An 18204-nucleotide genomic window follows, 5' to 3' on the forward strand; every position below is an offset into this window, starting at 1 on the left:
TTTGACACTAGGTATCATTCCTTAGTATATCGGAAATTTCTTAATAGAGTCTTAGCGTAGCCAGCACCTGTATTGGACAATCTATACTTCCTAACGGGCCTATTGTTGCCAAATAATTCTACTTCGAACATAGCTCCAACTCTTTTACTAAAAAATCGGCCTATATTATTTACGAATTTTGGTTTTGTTAAACCTAGATCATTTACCATATTGCAAATTTCTGTGGTTGAGTAGAAATTACTTTTTTCTTCATTATGTCTCATACCATAAAGTGCAATAATAATTATGTCTTTTAATCTGAATTGATTTGGGTCGGTGTTTTTCTTATTTTTACTCTTTACTAATGGGGTAATATTTAATTTATCTTTATATGTTGTAAACAGATGCTCAAATGAACTTTCATTTTTTATATTAACATTGTCATTATGAGAGATTAAAGCGCTCATCCCCATTTCCATCTCTCGTTTATCTCTATTTTCTAAGCACTCAGTTGATTTTACATCGCCAACCCTATTTCTTTCAGATTTTCTATCCTCACGTATATTCCTGCTTGCAGAAATCACTATACGTTTAATTTTATGAGTGTTAGATAAAATGTTTTCTATGTATGCAGATTCTTCCGCCAACCTAAAACCAGTAATAACAGTATTTTGAATTTGAAAATCTTTTAAATATTCAAAGATCCGCTCAGCTACTATCGTGGGTTGGCGTTTTAGTAGCTCTTTAGCGAACTTTCCTATTTCTATGTCACTATCAATACCATGATGTTCTCTATATATCTCGTGCATGAAGTCAGAAGCTTCTACATGGAGAAAGTCACATTCATTAATAAGGTAGTTAGCGGTTGTTGTTTTACCTGCACATGTTAGTCCAACCACTATATGACATTGGATATTGTTTTCAAAAAGCTCGGTAATTGAAGGACGAAATTCAGCTGTCTTTCTTTTTATAATATGGTTTTTCTCTAAAAGATCTAACATTTGAGCAAATGCTTTCTCTCTAAAGTCATACAGATCTGCTTTTTCAATTGGAAGTTTGCTGATTACAACAGTTTCACCTTTAGGCTGAAACCACTTATTAAAGGTTTTATTATCAAGCCACGGGTAAACTACGTTTGTATCGAAATCATCATCGTTACTAACGAGTGTCCCATCAGATTTTCCAATAAAGTGAAATTTAAAAGGCTTTAGTGCGGGAAGGTATAGTAATAAATCTGAACGAACTGTCACGCTGCGGTTATTTCCAAGCATATGGAGCTGGTAGTCAACATCAACAAAACTTGTGTCCATCATCCAGTATTTTATATCAACTCCTGGGTACTCTTTTTTATATTGTCGAGTTAATGCATGTATATCAACAGAAGTATCCTCAATGATGAAAGCTCTATTTTTACCATAATTGGAAATATCAATTTGTTTTTTAGCGCTTTCAAAGCTAGCGTTTAGTAGCTCACTCCTATCGTCAATTCTAGGTTCTTCGTAGTTTGCTAACTTTGTTACTTCATTGAAATTAATAATATCAATATCAAAATCTCTGCAAAGGTGCTTTGCATGTTGAGTTTTAACACGGTTAGATGTAAAAAAAATTAATTCAAACAATTTCTATAACCCTACCCCTGTTAGATGGGGACAAAGGAATAAGTTTACATTTTTTTGCTTGTGCTAACTTTTCTATTTCATGTAAATTCTTAATATCTTTTAGTATAAAAAATATTCCGTGACCTAAACTACTCATTCCAATAGAACAACAATTTAGTATTTTTAACTCTGATATCAAGGACGTGACAACATTCCCTGCTCGTTGTATTTCCAATGATTTCCATTCAGTATTTTGAATAGCGTTTATTGCATCTGAAAATTTGTTTAGATCTCTTTCAATAACGCTGGCTAATACACCGAAAATTGATAAATAACATATTTCGTGCGCCTTATTTTCTTTAATAGGTGTGTTGTTATCGAAAAACTCTTTTTCATTTTCTCCGTAAACTAGCGGTGGCTCCAAGGGTAAAATAAAGAATAAGTTTTCAAAATGAAACGGTACTTGGTTTAAAGTGATAGGGAGTTTATGGTTCGCTACAAAGCTTGAAGGTTTGTGTTCTGTGTTATCAGCAACGTGACCTAAGTCGAGAATAAATCCACCGCAGAAGTATGAGTTAACGCCAATGCCTGATGTTCCCCCCCTACAAGATAATGATTTTATATCACTTATTTCGTAATCAATATTATTAATTATAAATGCTGCTTCTATACAAGCTAAGGTAATTGCTGTTCCTGCACCTAGCCCCGAATGAAAGTAAATATCGCCATTAATTGTAATTTCAGCCTTATTTGTAAAATTTCTGTTAATAGATATTTTATTTACTAAAGTTTCAATTTCGGAAAGCTTTCTCGGATTATTTACAAAGCCGTTGCATTTTATACTTGTCGTTAAAGACTTTTTGGCGGTCAGGTTACAGCCTGAATTAACACTTAAACCAATACCACCATTTTTCCTGAATGAACAAGCATGCATGGCTATTAAAGTAATATGTAATCTAAATGGAACGTTAATCCGTATCATTGGCTAAATCCCATTCCTTATCAAAGTACTCTTTGTATTCGGTTACAAAGTTGGCGTTACTTTTGAAATGAATAGAATGTGAATATTTACTTTTTGCGTGTTCAAAATAAGGCCCCAATACAGCATCATTATCGGATAAAAATATGTTGTGAGCAGGAATGTGATTGTAGTATTTAATTTGAAAACGATCTCCAAATTTCGATTTCATTTGATTCAGTATTTTTTGTGCTATTTCATAGCTTGTTTTGTCATCGTCATGTAAAAGACCTCTTGAAAGAATTAACATTTTGACAGTAAGCTTAGGTTTAGCATTCATAATCTCTATTAATAGATTATCTCCCTTGCCTGAAGCACAAAAATCTTCACAAAATCTTTTTGATGTATGAAACAATAATTTTAGTTCTATAGTCGAGTTTTTTATCAAGTTTTGATAATAGCTTTTGTCACCTCTGCTAGCTAAAAATTTGACAACACCACTATCTTTAAGTTTTTCGTTATTTCTATAATCAATAAAAGAGATCAGGTATTGAAATAACGCAGCTATCGAAGAAACGGCAGCACCACCAATAAAAGGTGCCCACTTTGTTTCTATGTCTGAATTTGCATATGAGTAAACTAACCAAATAGAAATGATTACTAAACTAAGAAGAAGAATTATAGAAAGTGGGATTTTAAATTTAGTTTTAAAAGCAAACATGACATCCTAATCATTAATAAAAACTTGCTTTCTTATAATATAAATCGCAATAAAAAGATATAGTTAATGTTGAAAAGTAAACTTAAAAGACTATCAAGTTAGTTACATTAAATGAACTACAATCCGTTGTTACCATTGATTAAACTGGGTTAATGATTATTTAGTACTAAGTTTGAAACTAAGCCCTTATTTTTAGATGTAATTATAGGTGTGATTTCAATAAATACCTTTATTATATTCAAGGTATTAACATGACACATCAAACCGATCAGGCCAACACCACTCAAAAAAACAAAGAAAACGTTAAAACATTCAAGCTCAAGTCATAGTGAACAAACATATTTAATTGATAGGCTATGACGTAAATTGAACTTGAATTGTCTTTTACTTTTAAAACATAGTAATAATTGTTAAAAAGCAATGTGTTGTAACATACATATTAAGGATTCAATTCATGGAAAAGGTGGGGAGTGACGAAGTTAGTAAAAATATTTCAGAGGCAACAGAGTTAGTTAATAAGCTGGGTGAATTACTGCAAAAGCCCGAAGGCGTTTTTGTATTACTGATAATATTTTTAATTTATCTAGCTAACAAAGGATTATTATCTTCGATGTTTAAAGCGTTATTTGATAAAAACAAGGTACGCGGTTTATCTTGATAAAGTCAAAGACTACGCAAAAAAGTCCCAAGTGAATGTTCACGCATTCGTAAATGAACGTCTCTGACCCTATTGCCTTTTCAACATTTCTGTTGAGGCTTCGTTATGAATGGTATCGGTTTCTGAAGTCGAACTGCCAATCTACTTAGTTACTAATTCATCAGTAGGACAGTTCATTATCTTAAAATTAAGACGAAAAAAAACCTTAGCATTGCTGCTAAGGTTTCGTTTCTTCCTTTCGGAATTAATGGTGCCGACTGCCGGAGTCGAACTGGCGACCTACTGATTACAAGTCAGTTGCTCTACCAACTGAGCTAAGTCGGCACACGAAAACGTGTGCGATAAATAATGTCAAAGTATGTTAAAACATATGCACTATCTATCTTGGCACCGAATAAATATTTACTTGTAAGTAGCGTAAACACTTATTCTAAATAAGTACTGAAAGATGGTGCCTCGACCCGGAATCGAACCAGGGACACGGGGATTTTCAATCCCCTGCTCTACCGACTGAGCTATCGAGGCGTGTCTTTCATTTCTTTCGTCTTTTCGGTTCCCCTTGAAGACGGGCGCTATTAAACTGTTTTTCGTTGAAGCCGTCAACTACTTTTTTAAATTAATTTACTGTTTGCTGTTTTTTTCGGCTTATCGTTTATATTGTCAACGAATCGCAGCAGTTATGCATGAAATTAAGCTTTATTTCTGCTCTGGTGTGTAACCTTCAATCTCTGGTTCTTGGCCTTCAAAAAGGTAAGCAACCATAGCTTTTTCTAAAAACGCACGATCATCAGGGTTCATCATGTTCATTTTTTTCTCATTAATTAACATGGTTTGCTTTTTTTGCCAGATCCCCCAAGCTTCCTTACAAATATTATCAAAAATACGTTTACCAATTTCACCCGGGTAAAGTTGGTAATCTAGGCCATCGGCTTCTTTTTTTAAGTTTTGACAAAAAACAGTTCTACTCATAATAAATTCTCTAAACGTTTCTTAATAAATTAATTAGTTTTAATGTTGAAGCGGCTAAGCCAACATTTGCTTCAGTGTTTAAATTATACCACTGTTGTTGATGACTTTGCTGCACTTGATTTGTGGATGTTTTTTCACAATCAATAACTACCGGTGTGATATCCAAATGGTAATGACTAAAGGTGTGTCTAAAGCTTGGTAAATAACAGATTGACGTTTTATCAACGGGTTTTAACTGTAAGCGAGTTAATTCATTATCAATTTCGTTTTTATCGCTGATCTCTCTAAAACACCATAAACCGCCCCAAATACCCGAAGGAGGGCGTTTTTCTAACAATACTTGCCCATTAATTCGTGGGATCACCATAATAGTGGCTTTTTCTGGGATTTTCTTTTTGGGCTTTTTATTTGGGAATTCACTTTGTAATTCGCCAGCATAGGCTAAACATGAAGTATTGACGGGGCACTCAGAACAATTGGGTTTACTACGAGTACAACAAGTTGCACCTAAATCCATCATGGCTTGTGTGTATAAGGCAACATCTTCTTTTGGCGTTAACGTTTCAGCTATAGGCCATAAGGTTTGTTCAAATTTAGCTTGGCCATTATGGCCTTCAACAGTGTAATATCTCGCTAATACGCGTTTAACATTGCCGTCTAAAATGGCATGGTGCTTATTTAGCGCAATACTTAAGATAGCGCCGGCGGTTGAGCGGCCTATACCGGGTAGGTTGATCACGGCTTCAAGGGTTTCTGGAAAGATACCATTATGCTCAGCAACTATTTGCTTAGCGGCTTTATGTAAGTTGCGAGCACGAGCGTAATAGCCTAAACCAGTCCAGTGATGCAGCACCTTGTCTTCATCTGCTTCAGCTAGAGCCGTAATGGTTGGAAAACTCACCATAAATTTTTGATAATAAGGAATAACCGTACTAACTTGGGTTTGCTGTAACATGATCTCGGAAATCCAAACTCGGTATGGCGTTTTATTTTGTTGCCAGGGTAAGTTTTTTCGACCTTGTTGATGAAACCATGAGAGAATACGCTGATTAAAGCTCTTGGCGGATTGCGCAGATATTTTTATAATTTGTGTCATAACCGCGACAGTGTACTCAATCACTTAAATGAGAACAATAGCATAACGAGATTAGAATAATGTCGTTAGCAAAATAAACGAATATCCCGATATCTTTTAAGGAACCTTATGAAAGTTAATGCTAAAAATAGATCACTACGTTTACGAAAGAAATTACGTGTTGATGAGTTTCAAGAACTTGGTTTTGATTTAGCTTGGCAATTACCTGCTGAAATGAATGAAGCACAAGTAGATGCTTTTATTGATAAATTTTTTGCTGAGGTTATTCAACCAAATGGTTTAGGTTTTGGTGGTGAAGGCGATACCTTGTGGCATGGTTTAGTTTGCACACAAAAAATTGGCAAATGTACCGAAGAACATCGAACACTGGTTGAAAAGTGGTTATTAGATAATGGCGCGAAAACGGCAAAAGCGAGTGAGCTTTATGATGTTTGGTGGTCGTAAATTCTAGGTAAAGTTGAATATTATTTGAGTTTATTCGGCCAAGCGTGGATAATACGCGGCTTAATTTTGATGGTGTGATTGTAATGACAGAAAGAGAACATAAAAGTTTAGAAGAAGCGGCACAAGAAGGGAAATATATCCGTAAGGTGCGTAGCTTTGTAAAGCGTGAAGGCCGTATTACACAAGGCCAAGCACGAGCTCTAGAGCTTTTTTGGCAAGATATGGGCTTAAATCATCAAGATGGCTTAATTGATTGTCGTTCAATTTTTGGCAACGATAATCCGGTTACCTTAGAAATTGGCTTTGGCATGGGTAAGTCATTAGTTGAAATGGCTAAAAATGCACCGAATGAAAATTTTATTGGTGTTGAAGTTCATCGTCCTGGTGTTGGTGCTTGTATTGCACTTGCTGAAGAGCAAGGAGTAACTAACTTAAGAGTTTACGAGCATGATGCCATTGAAATTTTAGCCGATTGTATTGCTGAAAATAGTTTAGCAAAAGTGCAATTGTTTTTTCCTGATCCTTGGCATAAAAAGAAACATCATAAACGCCGTATCGTGCAACCTGAATTTGTTGAAGCTATTCGTCAAAAATTAGCGCTAGGTGGTGTTTTCCATATGGCGACTGATTGGGAAAACTATGCTGAATGTATGTTAGAAGATATGAGCTCAGCCCCAGGTTATAAAAATTTGTCAGAAAGTAACGATTACATACCTCGTCCTGACTCTCGCCCTTTAACTAAATTTGAACAACGTGGTCATCGACTAGGGCATGGTGTTTGGGATTTACAATTTGAGCGGATCAGCTAGTTCACTGTTCTAGTTTATCGATTTCAATCGGCTTTATTCTATCAGTCGGTAATAAAAACTCTTTTTCTATAAAAAATAAATGCTGGCAGTTGCGATAATTGCCAGTATTTTTTAACCAAGCCTCGTCAATAATTTCTTGTTCTAATGCTGCTTGAATCACTCTAGCTTTTGAACATGTCCAAAAAAGAATACTTGCTTCAATATGTGCTTGCGTATTAGGTAATAATTGGCAGCGAGATGCGATTAATTGTGCGGTGATATGCTCGCTAAGTTGCGGAGTAATTTCTAATTCAATTCGTTTTTTAAAGCGATTAAATTGTTTCGCACGATATAACTGCCATAATAAAAATAAAATAACGGCAATGGCAATAACAACTATAATTTCCATTGTAATACTTCTGATAAAAATTTCTGTGATAATGGTATCGCCACGTTAAATAAAAGGCTATTACTATTTATGCTTTAGGTTTAATTAACAAGTTATTAACTTTTAGTTGGTTTTTAGCACTTTACTGATTGAAATATAAATACTATTTCAACTTGACTTTAGTACCTCTGGTGCATTTAATGAACAAAACAATATGAACTTTTGATAAGAAGGGAATAGTCATTATCATGAAAAAAGCGCTTAGCCAAAGTAATAAATTAGCAAGACGAGTTTTGCTATATATTATTTTATGTAGTTCTTTTTTATCAATAAGTTCAACAGTTATTCAATTGTATTCTGGCTTTACTGATGAAGTAGCGGCACTTGAACAGCGCTTTTTAAGTATTGAGAGTAGTTATTTAGAAGCAATATCTTCTAGTCTATGGGACTTTAATGAAAGTTTAGTTAAGCAGCAAATTGAGGGGATCGTTAATTTACCTGATATTGAATATGTTGAAATAAAAACCAATTTTGACAATAAGTATGTTGCTGGCAATCCTGACTTGATCATAGAAAAACAGCAAACCTACCCAATATTTTATGGTGAAAATGAAATTGGTGAGTTAATTATTTATGCTAGCTACCAAGATATTTATACCAAAGTAGAACAGCAAGCCTCGGTTATTCTCTTTGGTGAATTTATCAAAATATTCATCGTTGCCTTTTTAATTGTTTGGATTGTTCACCTTGTTGTGACTAGGCACATATACCATATTACCCATTACTCGCAAAACTTAACCAGTAGTAATTTAGACACGCCATTAATCCTTGATGCTCGGCCAAGTCGTAAAGATGAACTTGATGAATTAGCTGACGCTATTAACGAAATGCGGGTGACCTTAAAAGATGAAATTATTAAGCTTGAAACGGCAGAAAATGAATTATTGCAGTTTAGCGGCGAGTTAGAAGTTAAAGTATTTGAGCGCACCGAGGCATTACAAGCAAGTAATGCACAACTACAGCAGTCGTTATCTGATCTCACCTTGGCAAAAGATCAACTAGTACAATCAGAAAAAATGGCGTCATTAGGGCAATTAGTTGCTGGTGTTGCCCACGAAGTTAATACACCGCTTGGTATATGTGTTACCTCTGTTTCTGCATTGAGAGAAAAAGTACATGAGCTGCAAAAAGATGTTGAAAATGGCAAGTTAACAAAAACAAAACTTGAAACCAATCTTAACTTATTCAATGAATATCAAGATATTGTTGAAAAAAGCTTAACCAAAGCGGTGGAGCTTATTCGCAGCTTTAAATCGGTTGCGGTTGAGCAGCATACCGACCCGGAAATTAGTATTAATTTAGCTAAGCATGTTGTTGATGTGGTTAATACGGTTAAAACTTTGTTTAAACGTAAAAATTACACATTAAATATTGATGTCGATGAAAATCTTAATTTAGTGACATTTCCAAGTGCTTGGAACCAAATATTAACTAACTTTTTAATGAATTCTCATATTCATGGTTTTGAAGACAAACATGACGGTGAAATTAGTATTAGCTTTAAATTAAATGACAATGAACTTGTCATGACTTATCAAGATAATGGTAAAGGTATTGATAAGTCATTAGTTAAGCGAATTTTTGATCCTTTCGTGACAACTAAACGAGGCCAAGGTGGTAGTGGATTAGGATTAAATATTGTTTATAACCTTGTGAGTAGCAAGCTTGGAGGGACGATTGAATGCGTACCTACTGAAGTGGGGACACACTTCCAAGTGGTTGTGCCGGTTGCAAAACAAGAAACCAACATCCCATAATTTTTCGAATAAAAACGTGTTTGCTTTGTATACAGTTTGTTGTGCTGTTGATTGACTTTTACAGTGCTTATCTATACCATTTCGCCTGTTTTTAGCCGATGAATTTAATAGCCTTAAATATCTTTGTTTACTGCTGCTATTAAATGGCTCACTTTCTATTTTATTTTCTAAAAAATAACTAATTTTATTCATATAACGCGAGATAAAAATGTTTAACTTACATGCTAGTAAGGTAATGAGTTTAAAAAATGACGTATTGTCAGGTTTTACGGTTGCACTTGCTTTAGTTCCAGAAGCGGTTGCTTTTGCTTTTGTTGCCGGTGTTGAGCCTTTAGTTGGTTTGTATGCGGCCTTTATGGTGGGTTTGATCACTTCTATTTTTGGTGGTCGTCCAGGCATGATTTCTGGTGCAACAGGGGCTATGGCGGTAGTAATGGTAAGCCTTGTGGCTATTCACGGGGTGGAATACTTATTTGCCACTGTGGTGCTGACCGGTCTTATTCAAATACTTGCGGGTATTTTTAAGTTAGGAAAGTTTATTCGCTTAGTTCCTCATCCGGTTATGTTAGGGTTTGTTAACGGTTTAGCTATTGTTATTTTCTTAGCTCAGCTTGGTCAGTTTAAAGTGACTAATGAGCAAGGTTTGATGGTTTGGATGCAGGGCAATCAATTAGCCACTATGGCTGGTTTAATCGCTTTAACAATGGCGATTATTCACTTTTTACCTAAATTAACAAAAGCCGTACCGTCTTCATTAGTAGCGATTGTCGTAGTAACTATTATTGTTCAAAGTTTTGATTTAGACGCGCGTACTGTTGTTGATTATGTTCGTGATATGACAAATAATCCGGCAGCTACCATTGCTGGTGGTTTACCACAATTTTCAATTCCTAATGTGCCATTTAACTTTGAAACCTTATCAATTATTTTTCCTTTTGCTTTAGTACTTGCTGCTATCGGTTTAATTGAATCATTATTAACCTTAACCCTCATTGATGAATTAACAGGTACTCGTGGTCGTGGTAATAAAGAATGTATTGCTCAAGGTGCTTCTAATACTGTAAACGGATTTTTTGGTGGTATGGGTGGCTGTGCCATGATCGGTCAATCTATGATTAATGTTAATTCTGGTGGCCGTGGTCGTGCATCAGGTATTACCGCTGCGGTAGCATTACTTGGTTTTATTTTATTTGCCTCGAGTTTAATCGAAATTATTCCATTAGCCGCCTTAGTTGGCGTAATGTTTATTGTTGTTATCGGTACTTTTGAGTGGTCAAGCTTTAGGATCATGAATAAAGTACCTAAAGCAGATGCCTTTGTTATTGTGCTGGTTTCTGGTGTGACGGTGGCAACTGATTTAGCGATTGCTGTTGTTGTTGGTGTTATTGTGTCAGCGTTAGTGTTTGCTTGGGAGCATGCTAAGCATGTATTAGTAGAGCGCTCTGTTGATGACAATGGTTCAACGGTTTATATGGTAAATGGTCCGTTATTTTTCGGTTCAGTTGCTAGCTTTTTAGAACAGTTTGATATTTCGAACGATAGCAGTGATGTGATTGTAGAATTTAAAAATTCACGAGTGGCCGATCATTCAGCGATTGAAGCAATTGATACCTTAGCAGAGCGTTATATTGCACAAGGTAAAACATTGCATTTAAGGCATTTAAGTCAAGAATGTTTAACCTTATTAGAAAAAGCGGGTAACTTAGTGGAAGTGAATGTGATTGAAGATCCTGATTATCATATTGCCACAGATAAACTAGGTTAATACTTTTCTGTTAGTTTAAATCGACGCCGGTAAAGCATATAATGTTCTATCGGCGTTTTTTATGCGTGTAATGTAGTGTGAGTATGCAACTCGAATTTTTTGATGTACCTAGCCCTTGTATTGGCGTATGCCAAACCAATGAAAAAGGTTTATGCCTTGGCTGTATGCGTTCACGTGAAGAAAGATCGCAATGGATCAGCTTATCTTCTGATGACAAACAAAAAGTCATCAAGCGTTGCCAACAACGTAAAAAGCGTCAAGACGGGAAACTCAAAGAAAAGGTTAAAGAGGTGAATAACAGTGAAGAAATTCAACAGCCATCTTTACTCGACCCGCCAGCTAAAAAAGAATTAATTGATAATTCGACCAACATCGACTTTGGTGATTTTGAATTATAAGCTCAATAGTTAACCTGAATTCGGTTTAAACCATTTTACCCAATAACGCAGATAGGCGCTTAAATTTCATCATTGAGTCTAAGATAAACTAGGTGAAACAAAATAAGTATGTGATTTTGAATTTTTTATTATAAATCATGCTATTACAAAACCCATTAAACCGATATCAGGTTAGTTAACTTGAGAGTTGAGCAATAAAAAAGCAGCTACAAAGCTGCTTTTTTATTGCTGATAACGACAAGATAATATTCGTTACTTTTTGGTTAAACCCATATTAATATCGGTAATATCTTTTTCAGAGATAATGCCAGCGGCACGTCTCAATTGTAATACTGATTGAATATAACCATAACGGGTTGATGATAGATTACGTTTGGCGTTGTATAAATTACGAGTGCTATTTAACACATCAACTATGGTACGAGTACCAACATCAAAACCTGCTTCGGTTGCTTTTAAGGCACTTTCTGCACTAAGCACTGCTTGTTCTAATGATTTAATGGCCGAAACACTCGTAATAACCGTGTTATAAGCGTTACGTGTTGAACGTACAACGGAACGATGGCTTGAAACTAAATCTTGGTTCGCGGCGACATAGTTATGTTGCGCTTGTCTAACGGCACTTGTTGTTGCACCACCTGAATAAATAGGCACGTTAACTTGAATACCAATTGAGTGGCTATCAACTTTTGGGGCATCCCAATCATTAACAAAATTATCACCACCTAAAGTATCGTCATTCGTGTTATAGCTACCTTGTAAGCTAATGGTTGGATAATGGCCTGAACGGGCTATTTTGATATTTTCTTTAGAAATATCAACACCCACTTTCTGAAAAATCAGCTCTAAGTTTTTGGCTTCTGCCGTTTGTTGCCATTCATTGGCACTGTCTGGCGAAGGACGAGAAGCGCTAAAACGTTTAGTGTTTAGCACATGAATGTCACGTGGATAATAATTGGTTATTTCACGTAAGCCTTCTTCAGCATTGTATAAGGTATTTTGTGCGCGAATTTCAGCGGTTACGGCATTGTCATATTCAGCTTGAGCTTCATGAACATCGGTGATTGCGGTTAACCCCACTGAAAATCGTTGTTTGGTTTGCTCAAGTTGACGTTCAATAGCCTTTTTCTCCGCTACGGAAAACTCAACATCATCTTGCGCGCTCAATACGGCAAAATAAGCTTGTGTTACTTTAACAATTAAATCTTGTTTGGCTATTTGGTAAGCAATGTCGCTGCGGTGCGCTAATTTTTTTGCATTATCTAATTGTAACCAAGAGTTGTGATGATACAGCTGCATATTTAAATTTAACCCTAAGCCTGTTCTCTCAACGTCTGATGAGGTAATTGCATTACTTGGGGTTAAACTGTCATAACTTTCGTTACTTGATTGTGAGATACTGCCAAAAGCACTAATTTGCGGTAATAATACGGCACGGCTTTGTTCTATTGCCTCTTCAGTTGCCATAAATTGAGCTTTTGCTTTTAACAACACAGGATCATTTTTTAAGGCTTGTTGATAAGTAGTCAGCAGGTCATCGGCAAATGCATGATGGCTACTTGTTGTTGCAGCAATGGCAACTAAAATATAACGAAGAGAGGTTTTCATTAGTAAACAAATCCTTTAATTTAGCATTACGTATTTTATCTTGGCTCTATACCTTGACTTTGTACCTTTGGTCTATACCTTAGTACCTTAGCTATATCGCCTTTGATTCTATCTTGTTTTGATAATATCGTATCGCGCTTTTCCATAAAACAAAATAAAATTAATTATTTCCTTAGCATTCTAATGTATCAAATTATTATTGCTATCAATAAATTGTAATAAGTTGGCTCAATATGAAAAAAATTATGTCAAATAGCAAAATACTGCAATACGACAGTAATGATGTCACCGTTGAAAGGGTCGAAACCCTCTTTCAAGGTTTTTTTAAAGTAGAAGAATATTCACTTAAACATAAGTTATATCAAGGTGGAGAAAGTGACACCATGACCCGTGAAATTTTTGAACGGGGCGATGCCGTGGTGTTAATGCCTTATGACCCAGTAACAGACTGCGTGGTATTACAAGAGCAATTTCGGCCTGGAGCGCTGCATAAAGCTAAGTCGCCTTGGATGTTAGAATTTGTAGCAGGCATGTTTGGCAAAGATGAAAGTCCAATTGACGTTGCTATCCGTGAGGCGGAAGAAGAAGCGGGTTTAGTGATTGCTGAGCAAGATATTTTACCTGTGTGTGAATACTTATCGAGCCCAGGCGGCACCAGTGAGTATTTACATTTATTTGTTGCTCGTGTTGATGCTACCCAAGCTGGCGGTGTTTTTGGCTTACCAGAAGAAGGTGAAGATATTCTAGTGCATGTTGTTAGCCGTGAATATGCATTAAAGTTATTAGCTGAAGGTAAAATATTCAATGCTGCCACCATAATTGGGTTACAATGGTTGGCATTAAACTATCAGAATTTACAGCAGCAATGGCAAGATAAATGAGTAAAACTAGCGCCCAATATCGTCCTAACCTAGTTCAGTTAATGAACTTATGCGAAACCAATTATATGTTGGTATTGCGTTTATTAGCAGATAAAGAAATAGCCGGTGAAGTGCGTGAGTTTTTTATTAATGAAAATTTATCGTATACCATAGTTGTTGACGAAGTTACCCGTTATACCTCGTTAGTTAGTATTGCCCAAGAAGCCAATCATCAGTGTGAAAAATTAGCCAAAATTATGCGTCCGGTAATGCAATTAAGGTTATATCATGACGCACGTATGGTCGAAGTGATCAGCAGCCAACATATTGCGCGAGTGAAACCACGTTATGATTATCCAAACGATGAGATGCATCAACCAGATGAAAAACAGCAAATATTACTGTTTTTAAAAGAATGGCTGCAACTGTGTTTAAAACAAGGGCAGGTGCCAGTTAAGTTAATACACAATAGCTAGGTTTTATGAACACTTCTTTGAAAATAGCGCAACTAAGTGATTGCCATTTATTTGCTGAGCAACAAGGTTTACATTTTGGTGCCAATGTCTATCGCAACTTAGTTACAGTACTTACTGCCATTGCTAATAATGTTGAAATAGACCTAGTTATTTTTACTGGCGACTTATCACAAGATCATTCGGTAGCGTCTTATCAATTATTTGTGCAAGCGGTAAAAGACAGCCAATTGCGTCAGCCGCTATATTTTCTTGCTGGTAATCATGATGAACCAGAACAATTAACCCAATATCTAAATAGTCCGCCAATTTCTCCGCAAAAATTGATTGAAAGCGATTATTGGCAATTATTATTATTAAATAGTAAAAGTGACTCACCGGCAGGTGTGGTCGAGCAAGCATCACTTAATCAAATTGCCGAATTAAAAACAGATAAACACAGTTTATTATTTATGCATCACCATCCAATAGATGTTGGTTTTGGTATTGATCAACATGGCTTAATTAACAAAACCGAATTTTGGCAACAGATTGCCGATAAAAATGCAAAAGGCGCGGTAATAAAAGCCGTTGCTTGTGGTCATGTTCATCGGGCTTTTCAATTTGATAAACCAATTCATGATCACAGCGTGAAATTATTTACTTGTCCTGCTACTTCGGTTGAGTTTGATAATGGCAGCGATGACTTTAGTGTTACCGAACAGGGCGCGGGTTATCAAATATTAACGTTAGAAAATACGGGAGCGATAAGTTGTGAACTTATTTATTTTTCCGCTAATTTTGCCGATCAAATGAGTGATATTGTTAATGATTAATTTACTTTATATTCATGGTTTTAATTCTTCACCACAGTCTTATAAAGCAGAGCTAACAAAAGCTTTTTTAGTAACAGAGCAAGCGGAAATAAATTATATTTGCCCACAGTTAGCTATTCGACCAGCAACTGCTATTGCCCAGTTAGATAGTTTGATTCAGGCTAAAAGTGACGAGACTTGGTATCTTATAGGCTCATCATTAGGTGGTTATTATGCCAGCTACTTAGCCGAAAAATATCAACTTAAAGCTGTGTTAGTTAATCCAGCGGTGAAACCTTATGAACTATTAATGGATCATTTAGGTGAGCAAGAAAATTACCATACTGGCGAGCGCGTAAATATTGAAGCGAGCTTTATGGATGAGTTAAAAGTGATTGAGCAAACTCACTTAACAAAAAAAAATTATCGCGTTATGTTACAAACCGATGATGAAGTGTTAGATTATCAACAAGCAGAAAAAAAATACCAAGATTGCCAATTAGTCATTGAACAAGGTGGTGATCACAGTTTTATTAATTTTCAGGCACATTTACCTGATATAATGCGTTTTTTTATTGCTGGTTAAGTTGTTAATCGTCATTATTAGCAAACTAAATAGCAAAAAATTTATTCCACCCTATAAAGATTATTAGAAAAATAACATGAGTGAACAATACAATTCAGATTCCATCGAAGTACTTAGTGGTTTAGATCCAGTACGTCACCGTCCGGGTATGTATACCGACACCGCTCGTCCTAACCATTTAGGGCAAGAGGTTATTGATAACTCGGTTGATGAAGCGTTAGCGGGCCATGCCCAAAATATCACGGTAATACTCGATAAAGATCAATCATTAGAAGTGACAGATGATGGTCGTGGTATGCCGATAGATATTCACCCTGAAGAAGGGGTGAGTGGTGTTGAGCTTATTTTCACCAAACTACATGCCGGTGGTAAGTTTTCTAATAAAAATTATCAATTTTCAGGTGGTTTGCATGGTGTTGGTATTTCGGTAGTAAATGCTTTATCTAAACGTGTTGATGTTTCAGTTCGCCGTGACAGTAAAGTCTACGAAATGGCGTTTGAAAATGGTGAAAAAGTTGAAGAATTACATGAAACAGGCACGGTAGGACGTCGCAATACCGGTACCAGAGTAAAATTTTGGCCTGATGAAAGTTATTTTGATTCACCCAATTTTTCGGTGCGTCGTTTAGTCCATAATTTAAAAGCCAAAGCCGTATTATGCCCAGGCTTAACTATTAAATTTCATGACAAAAACGAAGATAAAAAATATCAGTGGTGTTATGAAGACGGTTTAGTTGATTACTTAAAAGAGTCAGTTAAAGGTTATGTAAGTTTACCTGAGCAGCCATTTGTTGGCACATTTAGCTCGCACCATGAAGCAGCTGACTGGGCAGTTACTTGGTTACCTGAAGGTGGTGAAAGTGTTGGCGAAAGTTACGTAAACTTAATTCCTACCGTGCAAGGCGGTACTCATGTTAATGGTTTGCGTCAAGGCTTGTTAGAGTCGATGCGTGAATTTTGTGAATTTAGAAATTTGATCCCACGTGGTGTGAAATTAACGCCAGATGATATTTGGGATAAATGTTCTTATATTTTGTCTGTTAAAATGCAAGATCCACAATTTGCCGGCCAAACTAAAGAGCGTTTGTCATCTCGTCAGTGTTCAGCGTTTGTTACAGGTGTGGTGAAAGACTCATTCAGTTTATGGTTAAACGAACATACCGCGATTGCAGAAGCTCTAGCTGAATTTTGTATTTCAAATGCTCAGCGCCGTTTACGTGCTAGTAAAAAAATCATTCGTAAAAAAGTCACCTCAGGACCAGCATTACCGGGTAAATTAACCGATTGTGGTAGCCAAGATATTTTACGGACAGAATTATTTTTAGTGGAAGGTGATTCTGCTGGCGGTAGTGCTAAACAAGCGCGTGATCGTGAAATTCAAGCGATCATGCCACTGCGTGGTAAAATACTAAATACTTGGGAAGTTGAATCTGGACAAATTCTCGCCTCCCAAGAAGTACATGATATTTCAGTCGCATTAGGGATAGATCCTGACAGTGATGATTTAACTGAATTACGTTACGGTAAAATTTGTATTTTGGCGGATGCTGACTCGGATGGACTTCACATTGCAACGCTTTTATGCGCGCTATTTATGCAACATTTTAAAAGCTTAGTACGTGAAGGCCATGTTTATGTTGCTATGCCACCGTTATATCGTATTGATGTTGGCAAAGAGGTATTTTACGCCCTTGATGAAGCCGAAAAAGACGGTATTTTAGATCGAATTGAAGCTGAGAAAAAACGTGGCAAAGTCAACGTACAACGCTTTAAAGGCTTGGGTGAAATGAACCCATTACAATTGCGTGAAACCACTATGGATCCAAACACCCGCCGTTTAATTCAATTAACCATTGATGAACACGAAGAAACAATGGAATTAATGGACATGTTGTTGTCTAAAAAGCGCAGTGGTGATCGTAAAGAATGGTTACAAACTCATGGTGATAAAGCCGATATTTAATCGTGTAGGCTAAACCATAAGCTGACATAATTAAACTAAAAAATGTCATAACTAAACTACTTTTTGACATAACAAGCAAGTTGCTCTATAACTTTGATATGCAATCGGAGTTATAGAGTGATGCCCAAATCAGAATCAAGACGAGTTATTAAGCACTTAATGTCTAAAAGCATTAATGTGCAAAATGGTAACAAGTCATTAGATCCCATTACATTGAAGTGGCATAGTTAATTTGGCCACCTACTTAGAGGTGTTATCATGCACCTCAGTAAACGTTAGGTGACACAATGACTAAACCAAGAAAACCCAATTTCAGTCCAGAATTTAGATTAGAAACAGCA

18 protein-coding genes and 2 tRNA genes are annotated in these 18204 nt (G+C 36.0%); 11 read left to right on the forward strand and 9 right to left on the reverse strand.

Annotation, left to right across the window (positions count from 1 at the left end):
- Nucleotides 1-14: 14 nt before the first annotated feature.
- The 3 genes from ACSLUO_RS16695 to ACSLUO_RS16705 are packed head-to-tail and all read right to left on the reverse strand — an operon-like array spanning nucleotide 15 to nucleotide 3256.
- Complete coding sequence (locus tag ACSLUO_RS16695; protein WP_448250274.1) at nucleotides 15-1598, reverse strand: non-canonical purine NTP pyrophosphatase; 1584 nt, start codon at nucleotides 1596-1598, stop codon at nucleotides 15-17.
- Nucleotides 1591-2559, reverse strand: coding sequence for a beta-ribofuranosylaminobenzene 5'-phosphate synthase family protein (locus ACSLUO_RS16700; protein WP_448250276.1), 969 nt, complete (start codon nucleotides 2557-2559; stop codon nucleotides 1591-1593). The genes ACSLUO_RS16695 and ACSLUO_RS16700 overlap by 8 nt, the downstream gene beginning before the upstream one ends.
- On the reverse strand, nucleotides 2546-3256 hold the full coding sequence (locus ACSLUO_RS16705; RefSeq protein ID WP_448250278.1) for a hypothetical protein: 711 nt from the start codon (nucleotides 3254-3256) through the stop codon (nucleotides 2546-2548). The genes ACSLUO_RS16700 and ACSLUO_RS16705 overlap by 14 nt, the downstream gene beginning before the upstream one ends.
- Before the next feature lie 454 nt (nucleotides 3257-3710).
- On the opposite strand from ACSLUO_RS16705, the gene ACSLUO_RS16710 reads away from it, so the two are divergent.
- Nucleotides 3711-3914 carry a hypothetical protein gene (locus ACSLUO_RS16710; RefSeq protein ID WP_448250280.1) on the forward strand — a complete coding sequence of 68 codons (204 nt, stop codon included), beginning with the start codon at nucleotides 3711-3713 and terminating at the stop codon, nucleotides 3912-3914.
- 248 nt (nucleotides 3915-4162) lie between these two features.
- Here ACSLUO_RS16710 and ACSLUO_RS16715 read toward each other — a convergent pair.
- From ACSLUO_RS16715 to mutY, 4 genes are all read right to left on the reverse strand, one after another.
- A tRNA-Thr gene (locus ACSLUO_RS16715) sits at nucleotides 4163-4238 on the reverse strand.
- Between the two features lie 125 nt (nucleotides 4239-4363).
- A tRNA-Phe gene (locus tag ACSLUO_RS16720) sits at nucleotides 4364-4439 on the reverse strand.
- A gap of 171 nt (nucleotides 4440-4610) precedes the next feature.
- Nucleotides 4611-4883 (reverse strand): oxidative damage protection protein, encoded by a 273-nt coding sequence (locus ACSLUO_RS16725; RefSeq protein WP_448250282.1) that lies wholly within the window; start codon nucleotides 4881-4883, stop codon nucleotides 4611-4613.
- Nucleotides 4884-4893: 10 nt separating this feature from the next.
- Nucleotides 4894-5979, reverse strand: a complete 1086-nt coding sequence (mutY, locus tag ACSLUO_RS16730; protein WP_448250284.1) for an A/G-specific adenine glycosylase — start codon at nucleotides 5977-5979, stop codon at nucleotides 4894-4896.
- Between the two features lie 108 nt (nucleotides 5980-6087).
- Here mutY and ACSLUO_RS16735 point away from each other — a divergent pair, with 108 nt between their 5' ends.
- Together ACSLUO_RS16735 and trmB are read left to right on the forward strand one after the other, a co-directional pair.
- Nucleotides 6088-6423 (forward strand): YggL family protein, encoded by a 336-nt coding sequence (locus ACSLUO_RS16735; protein ID WP_448250285.1) that lies wholly within the window; start codon nucleotides 6088-6090, stop codon nucleotides 6421-6423.
- 83 nt (nucleotides 6424-6506) lie between these two features.
- Entirely contained in the window at nucleotides 6507-7232 is a 726-nt protein-coding gene (trmB, locus tag ACSLUO_RS16740) for a tRNA (guanosine(46)-N7)-methyltransferase TrmB (RefSeq protein ID WP_448250287.1), read from the forward strand.
- 1 nt (nucleotide 7233) lies between these two features.
- On the opposite strand, the gene ACSLUO_RS16745 is transcribed toward trmB, so the two are convergent.
- Complete coding sequence (locus ACSLUO_RS16745; protein WP_448250289.1) at nucleotides 7234-7620, reverse strand: hypothetical protein; 387 nt, start codon at nucleotides 7618-7620, stop codon at nucleotides 7234-7236.
- Nucleotides 7621-7847: 227 nt separating this feature from the next.
- Here ACSLUO_RS16745 and ACSLUO_RS16750 point away from each other — a divergent pair, with 227 nt between their 5' ends.
- The 3 genes from ACSLUO_RS16750 (at nucleotide 7848) to ACSLUO_RS16760 (ending at nucleotide 11579) form a co-directional block, all read left to right on the forward strand.
- Nucleotides 7848-9416, forward strand: coding sequence for an ATP-binding protein (locus ACSLUO_RS16750; RefSeq protein ID WP_448250291.1), 1569 nt, complete (start codon nucleotides 7848-7850; stop codon nucleotides 9414-9416).
- 208 nt (nucleotides 9417-9624) lie between these two features.
- Nucleotides 9625-11181: a SulP family inorganic anion transporter gene (locus ACSLUO_RS16755; protein ID WP_448250293.1), complete on the forward strand. Its 1557-nt coding sequence runs from the start codon at nucleotides 9625-9627 to the stop codon at nucleotides 11179-11181.
- 83 nt (nucleotides 11182-11264) lie between these two features.
- Entirely contained in the window at nucleotides 11265-11579 is a 315-nt protein-coding gene (locus tag ACSLUO_RS16760; protein ID WP_448250295.1) for a DUF1289 domain-containing protein, read from the forward strand.
- Nucleotides 11580-11831: 252 nt separating this feature from the next.
- On the opposite strand, the gene tolC is transcribed toward ACSLUO_RS16760, so the two are convergent.
- Nucleotides 11832-13187, reverse strand: a complete 1356-nt coding sequence (tolC, locus tag ACSLUO_RS16765; RefSeq protein WP_448250297.1) for an outer membrane channel protein TolC — start codon at nucleotides 13185-13187, stop codon at nucleotides 11832-11834.
- A gap of 233 nt (nucleotides 13188-13420) precedes the next feature.
- Here tolC and ACSLUO_RS16770 point away from each other — a divergent pair, with 233 nt between their 5' ends.
- The 5 genes from ACSLUO_RS16770 (at nucleotide 13421) to parE (ending at nucleotide 17863) form a co-directional block, all read left to right on the forward strand.
- Entirely contained in the window at nucleotides 13421-14068 is a 648-nt protein-coding gene (locus ACSLUO_RS16770) for an NUDIX domain-containing protein (protein WP_448250299.1), read from the forward strand.
- A complete protein-coding gene (locus ACSLUO_RS16775; protein WP_448250301.1) occupies nucleotides 14065-14523 on the forward strand; it encodes a DUF1249 domain-containing protein in 459 nt (152 codons plus the stop codon). Before ACSLUO_RS16770 ends, ACSLUO_RS16775 begins: the two co-directional genes overlap by 4 nt.
- Nucleotides 14524-14528: 5 nt before the next feature.
- Nucleotides 14529-15335, forward strand: coding sequence for a metallophosphoesterase (locus tag ACSLUO_RS16780; protein ID WP_448250303.1), 807 nt, complete (start codon nucleotides 14529-14531; stop codon nucleotides 15333-15335).
- Complete coding sequence (locus ACSLUO_RS16785) at nucleotides 15328-15900, forward strand: YqiA/YcfP family alpha/beta fold hydrolase (RefSeq protein WP_448250305.1); 573 nt, start codon at nucleotides 15328-15330, stop codon at nucleotides 15898-15900. The genes ACSLUO_RS16780 and ACSLUO_RS16785 overlap by 8 nt, the downstream gene beginning before the upstream one ends.
- A gap of 76 nt (nucleotides 15901-15976) precedes the next feature.
- Nucleotides 15977-17863 (forward strand): DNA topoisomerase IV subunit B, encoded by a 1887-nt coding sequence (gene parE / locus ACSLUO_RS16790; RefSeq protein ID WP_448250307.1) that lies wholly within the window; start codon nucleotides 15977-15979, stop codon nucleotides 17861-17863.
- Nucleotides 17864-18204 lie beyond the last annotated feature (341 nt).

The organism is Thalassotalea agariperforans, assembly GCF_053470345.1.

Bases quoted from the DNA above. Each gene is read 5' to 3' on its own strand.
- ACSLUO_RS16785 (WP_448250305.1), top strand. From the start codon at position 15,328: ATGATTAATTTACTTTATATTCATGGTTTTAATTCTTCACCACAGTCT.
- ACSLUO_RS16755 (WP_448250293.1), top strand. From the start codon at position 9,625: ATGTTTAACTTACATGCTAGTAAGGTAATGAGTTTAAAAAATGACGTA.
- tolC (WP_448250297.1), bottom strand. From the start codon at position 13,187: ATGAAAACCTCTCTTCGTTATATTTTAGTTGCCATTGCTGCAACAACA.
- parE (WP_448250307.1), top strand. From the start codon at position 15,977: ATGAGTGAACAATACAATTCAGATTCCATCGAAGTACTTAGTGGTTTA.
- ACSLUO_RS16735 (WP_448250285.1), top strand. From the start codon at position 6,088: ATGAAAGTTAATGCTAAAAATAGATCACTACGTTTACGAAAGAAATTA.
- ACSLUO_RS16775 (WP_448250301.1), top strand. From the start codon at position 14,065: ATGAGTAAAACTAGCGCCCAATATCGTCCTAACCTAGTTCAGTTAATG.
- ACSLUO_RS16760 (WP_448250295.1), top strand. From the start codon at position 11,265: ATGCAACTCGAATTTTTTGATGTACCTAGCCCTTGTATTGGCGTATGC.
- mutY (WP_448250284.1), bottom strand. From the start codon at position 5,979: ATGACACAAATTATAAAAATATCTGCGCAATCCGCCAAGAGCTTTAAT.
- ACSLUO_RS16750 (WP_448250291.1), top strand. From the start codon at position 7,848: ATGAAAAAAGCGCTTAGCCAAAGTAATAAATTAGCAAGACGAGTTTTG.
- ACSLUO_RS16705 (WP_448250278.1), bottom strand. From the start codon at position 3,256: ATGTTTGCTTTTAAAACTAAATTTAAAATCCCACTTTCTATAATTCTT.
- ACSLUO_RS16780 (WP_448250303.1), top strand. From the start codon at position 14,529: ATGAACACTTCTTTGAAAATAGCGCAACTAAGTGATTGCCATTTATTT.
- ACSLUO_RS16710 (WP_448250280.1), top strand. From the start codon at position 3,711: ATGGAAAAGGTGGGGAGTGACGAAGTTAGTAAAAATATTTCAGAGGCA.
- ACSLUO_RS16700 (WP_448250276.1), bottom strand. From the start codon at position 2,559: ATGATACGGATTAACGTTCCATTTAGATTACATATTACTTTAATAGCC.
- ACSLUO_RS16725 (WP_448250282.1), bottom strand. From the start codon at position 4,883: ATGAGTAGAACTGTTTTTTGTCAAAACTTAAAAAAAGAAGCCGATGGC.
- ACSLUO_RS16745 (WP_448250289.1), bottom strand. From the start codon at position 7,620: ATGGAAATTATAGTTGTTATTGCCATTGCCGTTATTTTATTTTTATTA.
- ACSLUO_RS16770 (WP_448250299.1), top strand. From the start codon at position 13,421: ATGAAAAAAATTATGTCAAATAGCAAAATACTGCAATACGACAGTAAT.
- trmB (WP_448250287.1), top strand. From the start codon at position 6,507: ATGACAGAAAGAGAACATAAAAGTTTAGAAGAAGCGGCACAAGAAGGG.